The sequence below is a fragment of the Pseudomonas sp. PvP001 genome (assembly GCF_040546375.1).
Classification (GTDB): Bacteria; Pseudomonadota; Gammaproteobacteria; order Pseudomonadales; family Pseudomonadaceae; genus Aquipseudomonas; species Aquipseudomonas coleopterorum.
Map to the genome: position 1 here is coordinate 2,185,464 of NZ_JBEPNQ010000001.1, position 15,818 is coordinate 2,201,281.

Annotated in this window: 14 protein-coding genes and 1 pseudogene; 8 read left to right on the forward strand and 7 right to left on the reverse strand. The window is 65.0% G+C overall.

Annotated features, from left to right (window positions below; translation table 11 throughout):
• Position 1: 1 nt before the first annotated feature.
• From ABMD26_RS09960 to ABMD26_RS09985, 6 genes and pseudogenes are all read right to left on the reverse strand, one after another.
• On the reverse strand, positions 2-457 hold the full coding sequence (locus tag ABMD26_RS09960) for a chemotaxis protein CheW (protein ID WP_090361921.1): 456 nt from the start codon (positions 455-457) through the stop codon (positions 2-4).
• Positions 450-4,418, reverse strand: a pseudogene (locus ABMD26_RS09965) (hybrid sensor histidine kinase/response regulator); the annotation flags it as partial. The pseudogene ABMD26_RS09965 and the gene ABMD26_RS09960, both read right to left, overlap by 8 nt.
• Before the next feature lie 23 nt (positions 4,419-4,441).
• Positions 4,442-6,499, reverse strand: a complete 2,058-nt coding sequence (locus ABMD26_RS09970) for a methyl-accepting chemotaxis protein (protein ID WP_049861708.1) — start codon at positions 6,497-6,499, stop codon at positions 4,442-4,444.
• A gap of 58 nt (positions 6,500-6,557) precedes the next feature.
• Complete coding sequence (locus tag ABMD26_RS09975; protein ID WP_192068216.1) at positions 6,558-7,097, reverse strand: chemotaxis protein CheW; 540 nt, start codon at positions 7,095-7,097, stop codon at positions 6,558-6,560.
• A 9-nt stretch (positions 7,098-7,106) separates the two neighbouring features.
• On the reverse strand, positions 7,107-7,472 hold the full coding sequence (gene pilH, locus ABMD26_RS09980) for a twitching motility response regulator PilH (RefSeq protein WP_122744087.1): 366 nt from the start codon (positions 7,470-7,472) through the stop codon (positions 7,107-7,109).
• Between the two features lie 54 nt (positions 7,473-7,526).
• Entirely contained in the window at positions 7,527-7,916 is a 390-nt protein-coding gene (locus ABMD26_RS09985) for a response regulator transcription factor (RefSeq protein ID WP_049861706.1), read from the reverse strand.
• A 219-nt stretch (positions 7,917-8,135) separates the two neighbouring features.
• Between ABMD26_RS09985 and gshB the strand changes: the two genes are divergently transcribed.
• The 7 genes from gshB to ABMD26_RS10020 all read left to right on the forward strand — a co-directional run bounded on the left by gshB (position 8,136) and on the right by ABMD26_RS10020 (position 14,307).
• Positions 8,136-9,089, forward strand: a complete 954-nt coding sequence (gene gshB / locus ABMD26_RS09990) for a glutathione synthase (protein WP_049861705.1) — start codon at positions 8,136-8,138, stop codon at positions 9,087-9,089.
• Positions 9,090-9,178: 89 nt separating this feature from the next.
• Entirely contained in the window at positions 9,179-10,084 is a 906-nt protein-coding gene (locus ABMD26_RS09995; RefSeq protein WP_049861704.1) for an energy transducer TonB, read from the forward strand.
• Between the two features lie 61 nt (positions 10,085-10,145).
• Positions 10,146-10,715, forward strand: coding sequence for a YqgE/AlgH family protein (locus ABMD26_RS10000; RefSeq protein ID WP_049861703.1), 570 nt, complete (start codon positions 10,146-10,148; stop codon positions 10,713-10,715).
• Entirely contained in the window at positions 10,715-11,155 is a 441-nt protein-coding gene (gene ruvX / locus ABMD26_RS10005) for a Holliday junction resolvase RuvX (protein WP_090355605.1), read from the forward strand. Before ABMD26_RS10000 ends, ruvX begins: the two co-directional genes overlap by 1 nt.
• A gap of 349 nt (positions 11,156-11,504) precedes the next feature.
• Positions 11,505-12,023 (forward strand): bifunctional pyr operon transcriptional regulator/uracil phosphoribosyltransferase PyrR, encoded by a 519-nt coding sequence (gene pyrR / locus ABMD26_RS10010; RefSeq protein WP_049861700.1) that lies wholly within the window; start codon positions 11,505-11,507, stop codon positions 12,021-12,023.
• An 11-nt stretch (positions 12,024-12,034) separates the two neighbouring features.
• The gene (locus ABMD26_RS10015) at positions 12,035-13,039 is read left to right on the forward strand and encodes an aspartate carbamoyltransferase catalytic subunit (protein ID WP_049861699.1); all 1,005 of its coding nucleotides are present in this window, start codon (positions 12,035-12,037) and stop codon (positions 13,037-13,039) included.
• Positions 13,036-14,307, forward strand: coding sequence for a dihydroorotase (locus ABMD26_RS10020; protein WP_354309309.1), 1,272 nt, complete (start codon positions 13,036-13,038; stop codon positions 14,305-14,307). The genes ABMD26_RS10015 and ABMD26_RS10020 overlap by 4 nt, the downstream gene beginning before the upstream one ends.
• A 141-nt stretch (positions 14,308-14,448) precedes the next feature.
• On the opposite strand, the gene ABMD26_RS10025 is transcribed toward ABMD26_RS10020, so the two are convergent.
• Positions 14,449-14,856, reverse strand: a complete 408-nt coding sequence (locus ABMD26_RS10025; RefSeq protein ID WP_049861697.1) for an NINE protein — start codon at positions 14,854-14,856, stop codon at positions 14,449-14,451.
• 249 nt (positions 14,857-15,105) lie between these two features.
• Here ABMD26_RS10025 and ABMD26_RS10030 point away from each other — a divergent pair, with 249 nt between their 5' ends.
• Positions 15,106-15,741, forward strand: coding sequence for a C40 family peptidase (locus ABMD26_RS10030; RefSeq protein WP_192068219.1), 636 nt, complete (start codon positions 15,106-15,108; stop codon positions 15,739-15,741).
• Positions 15,742-15,818 lie beyond the last annotated feature (77 nt).

A 15,818-nucleotide genomic window follows, 5' to 3' on the forward strand; every position in this document is an offset into this window, starting at 1 on the left:
TCTACAACGCGCTGTGCAGCAGGTTTTCCAGAGCAGCCAGGTCCGGTACTCGGGCCACGGTTTCACCGACCTGCACGGCGGCCATTTCCAGCGGCTTGAGCGGCACGTCCACGTAGCTCAACTGACTGTCGACCCGGCACGAGCGAGGCACGTGCTGGATCAACACGGCGATGAAACGCATCGAGGTTTCGCCCAAGGCGTTGAGCACGACGATGCGTGCGCGCTCGCCGATCACCGCCTCGCCGCCGCTGGCGGCCTCGAAACTGACCAGCGGCAGGCGCAGGTTGCGCCACTCGATCATCCCCAGGTGCCAACGCGGGGCCCCCAGCACCGGCTCGCCGGGCAGGTAGTCGATCAGCTCGGCCACCGCCACGTTGGGCAGCAGCAGATTGCGGTCGGCAAGGGGCAGCAACAGCGCGGTGAGGCTGTCGCGGCGGCCAATTGCCCGGTCAAGCATGGGGTTCACCCCAGCGTTCGATGCATTCGAGCAACTGATTCTCCTGATAGGGCTTGCCCAGGTATTCGTTGACGCCAATGGCCATCGCCCGCTCGCGATGCTTCTGGCCGGTGCGCGAGGTGATCATGATGATGGGCAGATGCCTGAGCGTGGGATGCCGGCGGACCCGCCGCGCCACTTCGAACCCGTCCATGCGCGGCATCTCGATGTCCAGCAGGAGAATGTCGGGGCTGTATTCCTGCAACAGCGCCATGGCATCGACCCCGTCCTTGGCCGTCAGCACCTGCATGCCGTGGCGTTCCAGCAGGCGGCTGGTGACCTTGCGCACGGTCACCGAGTCGTCCACCACCAGTACCTGCAAGCGCCGCACCTGCGCGCCGTGCTGGTAGCCGGCGCGGGCCACGGCCACCCCCTGGCGGGCGCGCAACTGCGCCAGCAGATCGAGAATCAGCACGACACTGCCATCGCCGAGAATGGTCGCCCCACCCAAGCCTGGTACCGCCGCGAACTGGGCGCCCAGGCTCTTCACCACGATTTCGCGGGAGCCGGCCAGGGCATCGACCTGCACCGCCACCTGCTGATCGAAGGCGCGCACCAGCAGCACCGGCAAAGGCTGGCTTTGCGCGGTCAGCGAGGGCACGGCAAGCCCATGCAGCAAGGTACCCAGATAGCGCAGGTCGTAGACCCGCCCGGCGTAGCCGTAGCGCGGCGGGGCAGATTGGTAGGCATCGTGCAACTCGCCGGGCATGACCCGCACGATGCCCTCGATGCTGTTGAGGGGGATCGCGTACTGTTCCTCACCGCATTGCACCATCAAGGCACGATTGACCGACACGGTGAACGGCAGGCGAATCTGGAACCGTGCGCCCTGCCCTGGCCGCGAGTCGATACTCATGGCGCCGCCCAACTGCTTGACCTCTTCATGGACCACATCCATGCCCAGGCCCCGGCCGGAAATCTGCGTGACCTTGGTGGCCGTGGAGAAGCCGGGTTGCAGGATGAACTGCAGCACGTCGTGATCGCTGAGCTCACTGTGCGGATCCAGCAAGCCGCGCTTGATCGCCTTGGCCCGCACCGCAGCCAGGGGCACCCCGGCACCGTCATCACTCATTTCGATGACGATGTCGCCGCCCTGGTGCAGCAAGGCCAGGCGAATGTGCCCCACGGCGGGCTTGCCGGCCGCCACCCGCACCTCGACCGGCTCCAGGCCATGGTCGACGGCGTTGCGCAGCATGTGTTCGAGCGGCGCGATCATGCGCTCCAGCACACTGCGGTCCATCTCGCCCTGGGCCTCGCTGACTTCGAACTCGACCTCCTTGCCCAATTCCTCGGCGACCTGCCGCACCACCCGCTGCAAGCGCGGCACCAGGCGCTCGAACGGCACCATGCGCGTTCGCATCAGGCCTTCCTGCAACTGGCTGTCGACCCGCGCCTGCTGCTGCAGCAAGGTCTGCGCCTCCAGGTTGCGTCCGGCCAGGGTTTCCTTGAGGTCGAGCAGGTCCGATGCCGACTCGAACAAGGCGCGTGACAGCTGCTGCAACTGCGAATGACGATCCATTTCCAGTGGATCGAAATCTTCGTAACCCTGGCCTTCCACCTGCTGGCGGCTGAGGATGCGGCTTTGGGTTTCGGTATCCAGGCGGCGCAACTGGTCGCGCATGCGTTCGATGGTGGTTTCCATTTCCTGCAACGCCGCCTGAGCGTCATTGACCTGCTGTTCGATGCGCCCGCGAAAGATGGACGTCTCGCCGGCCAGGTTGCCCAACTCGTCGAGCAGCTCGGCGCCGACCTTGATCACATCGACCGGACCACGCTCCGCCGCCACCGGTTCGGCAGCGGCAGGCTTGGGCAGGTTGGCAGGCGCTGGCTCACTGCCCGTAGCGAACTCGGCGATCGCGGCAATCAGCTTCCCGGCCGCCGGCAAGGGTTGCCCGGAGCGAACCGCATCGAGCATCTGCGCCAGACGGTCGTGACCTTTGTGCAGCAAGCCGAACAACTGCGTCGAGGCCTGCAGCTGGCCTTGAGAGATGCGTTCGTAGACCGATTCCAGCTCATGGGCCAGATCGCCCAGCGGACCGATCTCCACCATCCGCGCACCGCCCTTGAGCGTGTGCAGGTCGCGCAGCAGGTTCTCCGCTTCGAGGTGGTTGGCAGGTTCGGCCTGCCAGCGCAAAAGCGCGGCGCCAGCGCTTTCGACGATGTCCAGGCCTTCTTCGATGAAGATATTCAACAACTCGCCGTCGTCGGCGTCCTCGGCCTCGCTGTCGGCGTCCGACTCGCTCAGCCAGCGCCGCTGAGTCTGTTCAATCGGTTCTTCGTCGCCAGCGTTGGCAACCCCGCTGGCAAGCCGGGCGAGATCGATCATCGCCCCGCCGTCGCGCTGCACCACGCCCATGGCGTGCGGTTCCAGAGACCCCTGCAGCAATGTGCGCAGGGCGCGCACGTGGATGGGCTGCGCCTTGACCTCCTGGCCTGCGGCCAATTGGTCGAGCATGCCGATCATGGCTTCCTGGGCCTGCTCGGCTTCCTGGAAAAAGCCGGGACTGACGCTCAGGCTGCTTTCTTCGACCGCACCGTAGAGATCGAGCAAGGCCTCGCACAGCTCGTCGAGCGCCTGCACATCGGTCAATTGCGCCTGTTCGCCCAGCAGCGTCAGTTGGTCGAGCAGAATCGGTAACTCCTGACGGCTGTCCGGGTGCTGCTGCCAGCGCTGCAGCAGACGCTCGGCATCCAGGAGGATATCCATGCCCTCGTCCAGCAGCCGCTCGATCAGTTGCGGCGCCCGGACCTGCCGGGCATCACCTTGCGCCTGCACGCCCTGCAGACGCTCGGCGGTGCGTTCCTGCACACGCTGGATCAACTCGACAGCGCCTGGGATGGGCGTCAACGGCTGCGCGGGCAACTGCAGCAGCTTCTGCCGCATCAGATAGTGGGCGTCGCCCAGCAGGCTCAATTCCTGGCCCTGGAACGGCAGCCGGTGGGCACGCAGCTCGCGGGCCATGACGTCGAACGCGGTGGCCAGCTCGGCCAACGGCGTGACCCCGGCCACCAGCGCGCTGCCCTTGAGCGTATGCAGGGCCCGCTGCAACTCATCGGTGACCGCGACATCGTTGCCCTGCTCGTCCAGCGCGAGAAACCGCTCTACACCGTTCAGGTGGCTCAGGGCTTCACTGTGAAAGATCTCCAGCAGTTGCGTATCCAGCGGCTCGGGCTCCAGGCCCCGCTCGGTTGCTGGCGTGGCAAGTGGCTCGGCTTGCGGCGCCGTCACGGCCAACGCCGCCTCAGCCACTTCCAGCACAGGCTCGTGGGCGAGCTGCGGTGCCTCGCTGGTGCGCTGCAGATAGTCCTCGACGGCCGCCAGTCCGGTCACGACCCGTTCCCAGGAAGCCTGCGGGCCGGCCAGCAGGCTGTCTTGAACGGCCTGGTTGCAGGCTTGCAGCACGGCAGCCGCCCGGGGCAGCGCCAGCATGACCAGGGCGCCACGCAACTGCGTTAGCAGCGGGGCCAGTGTCCGCAGGCGTGGCAGATCCCATTGCCCGTCGGTGGAGTCGGTCAGGACGTCCCTGGCCTCCTGCAGCCCGAAGCGGGTTTCGCGCATCACCACCTGGCGAATCTGCATCAGGTCGGTGCTGGACGCCTGCGGCTCGTCGCGGCCGGGCGCATCGCTGGGGCCGGCCATGCCGGCCAGTGTGGACTCGACATAGAGCAGGGCTCCGGCGACGTCCATCAACACCGCATCGTTGGGTTCGCGCGTGCCCTGCACCAGACCCTGAATGACTGCCAACTGATCGATGATCACCTTGCGCGGCTGACCGAAACCCAGCACCGCCAAGGCGTCGGCAATCTGCCGCAACGGTGCCATCAGGGCGTTCAGTTCCTGGGTGTACTCGCGCCCGCCGCGCACGAACAGGTCCAGTTGAGCCTTGACCTTGAGCAACTCCTCGCACAAGGCCGGGAGTACGTATTCGTGCCGTTCAGCCATGATCACTCCGGGTTCGCATCGGGGCTGGGCGCAGGCAGGGTGAAGCCAGACACAGAACGGCGCATCTCGCTGGCCATCTGCGCCAGGTTGCCGATGCTTTCAGCCGTGGCACTGGAGCCTGAGGACGTCTGCTCGGTGATCTGCTGGATCACCGACATGGTGTGCGAGATCTGCCCTGCCGAGCTGGTCTGCTGCTGGGCCGCGCTGGAAATGATCTGAATCAGCTCGGCCAGATCCTGGGATACGCCTTCGATCTCTTCCAGGGCAATGCCGGCATCGTGGGCCAGGCGTGCACCGCGCACCACTTCGAAGGTGGTCTGCTCCATGGAAGTGACCGCCTCATTGGTGTCGGCCTGGATCGCCCGCACCAGCGTCTCGATCTGCCGGGTCGCAGAGGACGAGCGCTCGGCCAGGCGCTGCACTTCATCCGCCACCACGGCAAAACCACGACCGGCCTCGCCCGCCATGGAGGCCTGGATCGCCGCGTTCAGGGCGAGAATGCTGGTCTGGTCGGCAATGTCGTCGATCAGACTGACGATATGGCCGATTTCCTGGGACGACTCACCCAGCCGCTTGATGCGCTTGGCGGTGTCCTGGATCTGCTCGCGGATGTTGTCCATGCCCTGGATGGTGTTGTTCACCACCTCGCTGCCCTTGTTGGCGATGGTCACCGAACGATCGGCGACCTTGGCCGATTCCCAGGCGTTGGTCGACACCCGGTCGATCGACTGGGCCATGTCGCTGATCGCCACCGACGCGTCGCTGATCTGCTGCGCCTGATGCCCCGACGCCCGTGCCAGCTGGTGAGCGGTGGCCTGGGTGTCCTGGACGGCGGTCGCCACTTCTTCGGCGGTCAGGTTGATGGTGGCGACCAGATCGCGCAACTGGTCGATGGAGTGATTGATCGAGTCGGCAATGGCACCGGTGAATTCTTCGGTCACCGAGGCGGTCACGGTCAGGTCGCCATCGGCCAACCCGCCGATCTCGTCGAGCAGGCGCATGATCGCGGCCTGGTTGCGCTCGCTTTTCTCGGCCGTTTGACGCAGTTGACGCTTGGTTTCACGCACCATCACCAGCGCGATCAGAATGATCGAAGCCAGCGCCAACAGGCCGAGGATATAGCCTCCGACCGTGCCGGCAGAACGGCCGTTGGCCAGGTTCTCGAAGCCGCTGGCCAGGCGCGAGGCTTCTTCGAGCAGGGTCTGCGACTGGTTGAAGATGTTGCTGGCCGAAGCCCGCACCTGAAACAGTTCGGGCGAGGTTTCCAGGATCTCGTCGACGCTACCCGAGACGAACTGGAACAGCTCGGCGATCTCGCGCAAACGGGCACGGGCTTCCGGGTCCTGCACCTGGGTCACCCGGATCAGCGCATTGCCGTCGAGCATGCCGCCCAGCACCTGACCGAAGCGGTTGGCGTCGCGACCAAAGCTCTCCGCTGCCTGGGCCGCGCTTTCATCGCCGGACAGCACCGTGTTGACGGCGCCCAGAATGCGCTCGGCCAGCAGTGACTGACGTTGCGCCACGGCCACCTGGCTGGCAGGCGCTGCCCCGCGCAGCAGGGTATCGACGACCTTGTCGTATTCGACCTGCAGCTGCGGCACCGTTTCGGCCAGGGTCGCGGCCACCTGGTGCAGCGACAACACGGTCTGTTCGCTGGCCAGGATGGCATCGGCATTCTGTCGCAACTCGTCCCAGTCACGCTGCACGAGGCGCATCTGTTCACGCATCGCCGCAGGAGCTGCAGGCAGCCCGGTAGCGCTGTCGCCTTCCTTGAGAAAGCCCCAGCGCCGCTCGAAATCGTTGCGCGCATCCGCCAGCAGCTTGAACGCTGCGGTCTTGCCGGCGGCGGCCTCGGTGGCGTTCTTGGCGATGCGCTGAGACAACACGCGCAACTCGCCAGCATGGCCGATGTACTGCTTGTCGTAGGTGGACTGGGTGTTGAGGTAGGTGAAGTTGGCGAACAACAACACGATGAAGATCACCAGGGCCACGAACAGCCCGATGATCTGCGCACCGGCTCGGGAGCCCAGCAGGGAATTGCCTGGCCAGCGCTTGATCATCGCGCGGGCCTGCGCATGAAGAATTCGGTGCGAAAGATGGAGATACGCATAGGCATGCTCAGAGTGCTACATCCAGAAAAGCGCGGGCCTGTACCAGGCGCTCCGGGCTGAACACGCACCAGCGGTGTTCACGCACGAAGTGCCCTTGCAGGAACGGCACGGCCGCAGGGAGTGCCGTGTCAGGCACTGAAGGCTCGTGGCTGGCCGAACCGAAGTGCTGCAGGCCGGCCACCTCGTCCACCAGCAGGCCAACGAAGATGTCCGCGCGGTCCACCACCAATACCCGGTGCTGCTTGCGCTGCGGCGACAGGGCATGGCCGAAGAAGCCGCCCAGGTCGATGACCGGCAACAGCCGTCCGCGCAGGTTCGACACACCCACGACCCAAGGCCTGACGCCCGGTAGGCGGGTACTGCGGGGTTCGGGCAGCACTTCGGCGACCTCGCCCATCGGCGCGACGTACCAGTGCCCGGCCAGGCGAAAGCCAATGCCGCTCCACGTCTGCAGACGCAGTTCCTGAGAAGGCAATTCGGCGGCCAGCAGACGGCAGCGCTGGTCGATATCGAGCAGCAGGTCGAAAGCGGTGCGTGATTCCAGCATCGGTTCGGGTCAACCGGCCAGTACGGTGTTCAACGTCCGGATCAGGGTTTCCTCATCCACCGGCTTGGTCAGGTAGCCCTTGGCGCCCTGACGGGTGCCCCAGACCTTGTCGGTTGGCTGATCCTTGGTGGTGATCATGATCACCGGGATGTGCGCAGTCTCATCCTCCTTGTGCAACTGGCGAGTCGCCTGAAAGCCGTTCAAGCCCGGCATGACGATGTCCATCAGGACCGCGTCGGGCTTTTCCTGCCGGGCCAGAGCCACGCCATCGGCACCGTTCTGGGCCTTGAGCACTTCATGACCGTGCTTTTCCAGCATGCCGGTGAGTTTATAGGTTTCCGTCTGCGAATCATCGACGATCAGGATTCGAGCCATGCTGTTCCCCATGCGGTGAAGACCCTGGCACGCGCCAGGGCCGGACATCGTTCGCTACGCGGCGAAACCCGGCACATGGGCACGGATCGCGGCGAGCAGTTCTTGCTTGCTGAAAGGCTTGGTCAGAAATTGATCCGAGCCCGCGGTGCGGCCGCAGGCCTTGTCGAACAGGCCATCACGCGACGACAGCATCACGACCGGAATCGCACTGAAGTCACTGTTGCTCTTGAGCAGCGTGCAGGTCTGGTAGCCATCCAGGCGCGGCATCATGACATCGATGAAGATGATATCGGGACGCTCGTCGACGATCTTGGCCAGGGCATCGAAACCATCGAGGGCCGTGATCACCTGGCAGCCTGCCTGTTCGAGCAACAGCTCGGCGGTGCGACGAATCGTCTTGGAGTCGTCGATCACCATGATCTTGAAGGCGTCAGGCGTTTTCATGAAGGCTCTGGTGTGCGATTTTTCCGATGGGCCCGTTCGCGGGCAGACGACTCGCGAAAGGGCCATCCGGCCAATAGAGATGCCCGAGCCTTTTTAGCACACTCTCCCACCGCGTTCCATGGCGGCTGCCCCTTGACCTGCGGGCCATGCGGCGCCACCCTGACGCCACTTTCCAAGACCCATTCGCAAGCGGCACGTCCCGCGCACAGGAGCTACCCCATGAGCGTTCGCCTCGGCATTGTCATGGACCCGATCGCCAACATCTCCTACAAGAAGGACAGCTCGCTGGCCATGCTGCTGGCCGCACAGGCGCGCGGCTGGTCGCTGTTCCACATGGAAATCCAGGACCTGTATCAAGGCCAGGGCCAGGCCCGCGCCCGGATGCGTCCGCTCAAGGTCTTCGCCGATCCGCAGCACTGGTTCGAGTTCGAGTCGGAATTCGACGCACCGCTGGCCGATCTCGACGTCATCCTGATGCGCAAGGACCCACCTTTCGATCTCGAATTCGTCTATAGCACCTACCTGCTCGAACAGGCCGAAGCCGCTGGCGTGCTGGTGGTGAACAAGCCGCAGAGCCTGCGCGACTGCAACGAGAAGATGTTCGCCACGCTGTTCCCGCAACTGACCCCGCCCACGCTGGTCAGCCGCCGCGCCGACATCCTGCGCGAATTCGCTGCCGAGCATGGCGACGTCATCCTCAAGCCGCTGGACGGCATGGGCGGCACCTCGATCTTCCGCCATCGGGTGGGCGACCCGAACCTGTCGGTGATCCTCGAAACCCTGACGGCCATGGGCACCCAACAGATCATGGCGCAGCGCTACCTGCCGGCGATCAAGGACGGCGACAAGCGCATCCTGATGATCGACGGCGAGCCGGTGCCGTACTGCCTGGCGCGCATTCCCGCCAGCGGCGAGACCCGCGGCAACCTGGCCGCCGGTGGCCGTGGCGAAGCACGGCCGTTGAGCGACAAGGACCGCTGGATCGCCGAGCAGGTCGGCCCGTCACTGCGCGCCAGGGGCCTGCTGTTCGTCGGCCTGGACGTGATCGGTGAGCACCTGACCGAAATCAACGTCACCAGCCCCACCTGCATTCGCGAAATCGACGCGGCGTTCGGCACCGATATCGGTGGCCAATTGATGGAAGCCATCGATCGCAAGCTCAAGGCACGCTGACCCTACGTCCCTGCTACGGGTTATGATGCACGCCCTTTCAGTTGCCGGGCGCGCATCGTCGCCCGGGTTGCATGCCTGCCGGATTCTTCATGACGCTGCCCGCCGACCTCCCTGCTGAACTGACCCGCATCGGCGCTCGCCCTGCGGATCGGCTGGGTTTTACCCTGTTCCTTGCGGCATTGCTGCACGTCGCCCTGATCGCCGGGGTGGGCTTCGGCATCCAGCCACCGACCCAGATCAGCAAGACGCTGGAAGTGACCCTGGCGCCGCTCAAGAGCCAGACCGCGCCCAAGGATGCGGACTTTCTGGCCCAGGACAACCAGCAGGGCAGCGGCACCCTGGACAAGAAGGCGGTGCCCAAGACCACCGAAGTGGCGCCCTTCCAGGACGACAAGATCAACAAGGTGACGCCACCGCCCGCGCCCAAGCCGGTCACCCAGCCCGAGCCTGCGCCGGTCAAGAAGGCCATCGCCACCACGGCGCCCAAACCCGTGAAGACCGAGGCGCGACCGCCGCCGGTCAAGCCCGAGCCCAAGCCCAAGGCTGCCACCCCCGAATTCGACAGCTCGCAGCTGTCCAGCGAGATCGCCAGCCTGGAAGCCGAGCTGTCCCACGAACAGCAGGCCTATGCCAAGCGCCCGCGCATCCACCGCTTGAGCGCGGCCTCGACCATGCGCGACAAGGGTGCCTGGTACAAGGACGACTGGCGCAAGAAGGTTGAACGCATCGGCAACCTCAATTACCCCGACGAAGCACGGCGCCAGCAGATCTACGGCAGCCTGCGCCTGATGGTCTCGATCAACAGCGACGGGTCGCTCTACGAGGTGCTGGTGCTGGAGTCGTCCGGCCAGCCGCTGCTCGACCAGGCCGCTCAGCGCATCGTACGCCTGGCCGCGCCGTTCGCCCCGTTTACCGGCGATCTGGCCGACGTCGATCGCCTGGAAATCATCCGTACCTGGCGCTTCGCCAAGGGTGACCGCCTGCAAAGCAACTGAAGCGGATGAAACTGTGCCCCCACGCTTGTCAGGCCGACGAGGCAACGCCACACTACAAAGTATGAAAAACCTCGAAACCAGCTACCTCAGGAACCAGTTCCTGATCGCCATGCCACACATGGCGGACCCCAATTTCGCCCATACCTTGACCTACATCGTCGAGCACACACCCAATGGCGCGATGGGCCTGGTGGTGAATCGCCTGCAGGACCTCAACCTGGCGGACATACTCGAGCAACTGCGACCGGAAACCGAACCCGCAGCCTCCTGCCAACAGGTGCCTATCTACAATGGCGGACCGGTGCAGACCGATCGCGGTTTCGTCCTGCACCCCAGCGGCCCGGTGTTCCAGGCCACGGTGGACCTGGGCGAGGTTTCGCTGTCCACCTCCCAGGACATCCTGTTCGCCATCGCCGACGGCGAAGGCCCGGCGCAAAGCCTGATCACCCTGGGTTACGCGGGCTGGGAAGCCGGCCAGTTGGAGGCCGAGCTGGCCGACAACGCCTGGCTGACCTGCCCGTTCGACCCCGACATCCTCTTTAACACCGACAGCGAACAGCGCCTTGGCGCCGCCGCCGCACGCCTGGGCATCAATCTCAGCCTGCTCACCAGCCAGGCGGGTCACGCCTGATGGCCGCCCCCAGACTGCTGCTCGGCGTCGACTACGGCACCAAGCAGATCGGCTTCGCGGTGGGCCAGGTGATCACCGGCCAGGCGCGCGAACTGTGCACCCTGAAGGCCCAGAACGGGGTGCCTGACTGGACTCGTGTCGAAGCGCTGATCAAGGAGTGGCAGCCGGACGCCATCGTCGTCGGCCTGCCGTTGAACATGGACGGCAGCCCCAGCGAAATGAGCGAGCGCGCGGAAAAGTTCGCTCGCCGCCTGAACGGCCGTTTCAACATCCCGGTGCACACCCACGACGAACGCCTGACCACCTTCGAAGCCAAGGGCGAACGCATGGCCCGCGGTGGCCAGCGTGGCAGCTACCGTGACAACCCGGTCGATGCCATCGCCGCCAAGCTGCTGTTGCAAGGCTGGCTGGAGGCTAATGCGCTGGGTGGCGACGCCTGAAGATGACAGCAGCTGCACCCCGCCCCCCTGTAGCAGCGGTGCAAGCCGCGTCCGGCCCCGACGCATTTTTCCAGATACAACGCGCGACCGCCGACGCGGCTCGCGCCGCTGCTACAGGTGCGGTGCAAGCCGCGTCCGGCCTCGACGCATTCTTCCAGATACACCGCACGACCGCCGACGCGGCTTGCGCCGCTGCTACAGGTGCGGTGCAAGCCGCGTCCGGCCTCGACGCATTTTTCCAGATACACCGCACGACCGCCGACGCGGCTTGCGCCGCTGCTACAGGTGCGGTGCAAGCCGCGCCACGTTGCACCACTCTCTTTGGACGCTATCAATCACAGGAGCACACATGAGCCTTCCCAACCCGGCCGAGCTGATCGGCGCGATGGCTGTCGACCTCAAGGCCCATCTGGCCAGGCGCTCCATTGCCGAGCCGCGCTACATCGGCATTCACAGCGGCGGTGTCTGGGTCGCTCAAGCGTTGCTGCAGGCCATGGATAGCGAAGCACCGCTGGGCACCCTGGACGTGTCGTTCTACCGCGACGACTTCAGCCAGAACGGTCTGCACCCGCAAGTGCGCCCCTCGGCCCTGCCCTTCGAGATCGAGGGCCAGCATCTGGTGCTGATCGATGACGTGCTGATGAGCGGCCGCACCGTCCGCGCAGCCCTCAACGAGCTGTTCGACTACGGCCGCCCCGCCAGCGTGACCCTGGTCTGCCTGCTCGACCTGGACGCTGGCGAACTGCCGATTCGTCCCGACATCGTTGGCGCCACCCTGTCACTGGCCGCCCATGAGCGAGTAAAATTGCTCGGCCCGTCCCCGCTCGCCCTCGAGCGCCAGGACCTCGCTTCCGCCTCCAGCCTTTAAGAGCCCCCGCCATGACGCCTATCGACGCCAAGCGCCCGCTGCAGCTCAATGACCAGGGCCAGCTACGCCATTTTCTTTCCCTCGACGGCTTGTCCCGCGAACTGCTGACCGAAGTGCTCGACACGGCCGACTCGTTTCTGGAAGTCGGCGCGCGTGCGGTCAAGAAAGTCCCGCTGCTGCGCGGCAAGACCGTGTGCAACGTGTTCTTCGAGAACTCCACGCGCACCCGCACCACCTTCGAACTGGCCGCCCAGCGCCTGTCGGCCGACGTGATCACCCTGAACGTGTCGACATCTTCGACCAGCAAGGGTGAAACCCTGTTCGACACCCTGCGCAACCTCGAAGCGATGGCCGCCGACATGTTCGTCGTGCGCCACGCCGACTCCGGAGCCGCGCATTTCATCGCCGAGCACGTCAGCCCGGAAGTGGCCATCATCAACGGTGGCGACGGCCGCCACGCCCACCCGACACAGGGCATGCTCGACATGCTCACGATTCGTCGGCACAAGGGCGGCTTCGAGAACCTGTCCGTGGCGATCGTTGGCGACATCCTGCATTCGCGCGTGGCCCGCTCGAACATGATCGCACTCAAGACCCTGGGCTGCCGGGACATCCGCGTGATAGGGCCGAAGACGCTGCTGCCCGTGGGCGTCGAGCAGTATGGCGTCAAGGTGTTCACCGACCTGGAACAGGGCCTCAAGGACGTCGACGTGGTGATCATGCTGCGCCTGCAGCGTGAACGCATGAGCGGCGGCCTGCTGCCCAGCGAAGGCGAGTTCTATCGGCTCTACGGCTTGACCACCGCACGCCTGGCTGGCGCCAAGCCTGATGCCATCGTCATGCACCCCGGACCGATCAACCGCGGCGTCGAGATCGAATCGGCCGTCGCCGACGGCCCCCATTCGGTGATTCTCAACCAGGTCACCTACGGCATCGCGGTCCGCATGGCGGTGCTGTCGATGGCCATGAGCGGGCAGACAGCCCAGCGTCAATTCGAGCAGGAGAACGCCCAGTGAGCCTCAGTATTCTTGGCGCCCGGGTGATCGACCCGGCCAGCGGCCTGGACCAGATCAGCGACCTGCACATCAGCCAGGGCCGGATCGTGGCGATCGGCGACGCACCCGCCGATTTCACCGCCAGCCAGCGCGTGGACGCCACTGGCCTTGTCGCGGCCCCCGGCCTGGTCGACCTCAGCGTGTCGCTGCGCGAGCCCGGCTACAGCCGCAAGGGCACCATCGCCAGCGAAACCCGTGCCGCCGCGGCCGGTGGCGTCACCAGCCTGTGCTGCCCGCCGCTGACCAAACCGATTCTGGATACCTCGGCGGTGGCCGAACTGATCCTGGATCGCGCCCGCGAAGCCGGCCATGCCAAGGTGTTCCCGATCGGCGCCTTGAGCAAGGGTCTGGAAGGGGAGCAGCTGGCCGAGCTGATCGCCCTGCGCGATGCCGGCTGCATCGCCTTTGGCAACGGCCTGAACAGCTTCCGCAACAATCGCACGCTGTGCCGCGCGCTGGAATATGCCGCCACGTTCGACCTGACGGTGATCTTCCATTCCCAGGACCGTGATCTGTCTGCGGGCGGGCTCGCCCACGACGGGCCAACCGCTGCCTTTCTGGGCCTGGCGGGCATTCCGGCCACCGCGGAAACCGTCGCCTTGGCGCGCGACCTGCTGCTGGTCGAGCAGAGCGGCGTGCGTGCGCACTTCAGCCAGTTGACCACCGACCGTGGTGTGGAGCTGATCGAACAGGCGCAGGCGCGCGGCCTGCCGGTCACGGCTGACGTGGCGCTGTACCAGTTGATTCTGACCGACGAAGCGCTGACCGGATTTTCCAGCCTGTACCACGTGCAACCGCCACTGCGTTCCGTAGCGGATCGTGAAGGCCTGCGCGCGGCGGTGAAGAAGGGCGTGGTGCAGGCGATTGCCAGCCACCACCAGCCGCACGATCGCGACGCCAAGCTGGCGCCATTCGGTGCGACCGAGCCAGGCATCAGCAGTGTGGAACTGTTGTTGCCCTTGGCACTGACCTTGGTACAGGACGGCCTGCTCGACCTGCCGACCCTGCTGGCGCGCCTGGGTCAAGGCCCGGCCGACGCCATGCGGCTACCGGCTGGACGCCTGCAAGTGGGCGCGGCGGCGGATCTTGTGCTGTTCGATGAAAACGTCTCGACGGTGGCCGGTGAGCGCTGGCTGTCCAAGGGCGCCAACTGCCCGTTCCTCGGTCACACCTTGCCGGGTGCCGTGCGTTACACCCTGGTAGACGGGCATATCAGCTTCAGTCACTGATACCGCAGCGAACCCTTCGCGGGCAGAGGGCTCAGCCGCCCGCCCCGCTCCCACAGGCGGGCCGGGCGGCGTCCCTTGTGGGAGCGGGGCGGGCGGCTGAGCCCTCTGCCCGCGAAGAGGCCGCAAGCCTAAACCCATCCCCTACCGACGCTGCGCGTTCTTCATCGACACCTGATCATTCAGGGTCCAGAAGTCATACAGCACCCCCACCAGAAACAATCCCCCGGTCAGCAGGTAGATCACACCAGTGATCCACTTGCCCTGGTACATGCGGTGCACACCGAACAAACCGAGGAACGTCAGCAACACCCACGCCACGTTGTAGTTGGTATCGCCGCTGTGAAAGCGCATGTCGGCCTGCCGGTCCATGGCCGGGATCAGGAACAGGTCGATGATCCAGCCGATACCGAACAGGCCCAGGGTAAAGAACCAGATCGTCCCGGTGACCGGCTTGCCGTAATAGAAGCGATGAGCGCCGGTGAAGCCCAAAATCCACAGCAGATAGCCCATGATCTTGCTGTGGGTATCATGGATCCGATAGGTGTTCATTCTCGATGCAAGTCCTCTGATATAAAAATTTTCTAAACAAATTTGTGACTTTTTTGTCCCGTCCCGACGTATGGCATTTCTGTGACCGACACCGGCTGAACCCTTGCAGCACCTGACTTGCGTGCCGCACAAAGGACAATTCTGCGCCGAAATGGTGCCATTTGCGACCTTCGACCCTCGACCATCGGATTAAAAACCCTACAAAAAGCTGTTATAAAGTCGCGCGCCTACCCATATGAGCCCTGCCGAATGCGTCCATTTTTCAAGACATGGCTGACCATCTGCCTATTATTGCCCCTGGCCGCCCACGCCACCAATCGTGAGCAACGACTTCCCGCTGGCTTCAATGGCTACACCGCCAAGCCTGCTTCCGAACAATCGCAACGTGCACCACGCATCGTCGTGACCCGCCCCGCCGGTAACAACCAGGCCCTGGCCAAGGTCACCACCGTCAAGGTCGGCACCTCTGCCTCCAGGCAGAGCAGCGATGTGCTCAGCCGCGCCGTCAACGTGCTCGGCACGCCCTATCGCTGGGGCGGCAGCAGCCCGAGCAAGGGTTTCGACTGCAGCGGTCTGGTCAAGTATGCCTTCAACGATGTGAAGGCCGTCGACTTGCCGCGCACGTCCAACGCCATGGCCGCTGGCCACGGCGTCAAGGTCGAGCGCAAGGACCTGAAGCCGGGTGACCTGGTGTTCTTCAACATCAAGAGCCGCAAGGTCAACCACGTTGCCATCTACCTGGGCAACGACCGCTTCATCCACGCCCCGCGCCGCGGCAAGGCCGTGACCATCGACACCTTGAAGAAGCCGTACTGGAACACCCACTACGCCGTCGCCAAGCGCGTCCTGCCCAAGGAACCTGCGATGCGCATCGTGCAACGCTGATCCCCATCGACTGCGGCGCGCCCTTCGCGGCCGCTGACCGTTCCACCGGGATGCTGAGGCACCCCGTAGGAGCGGTC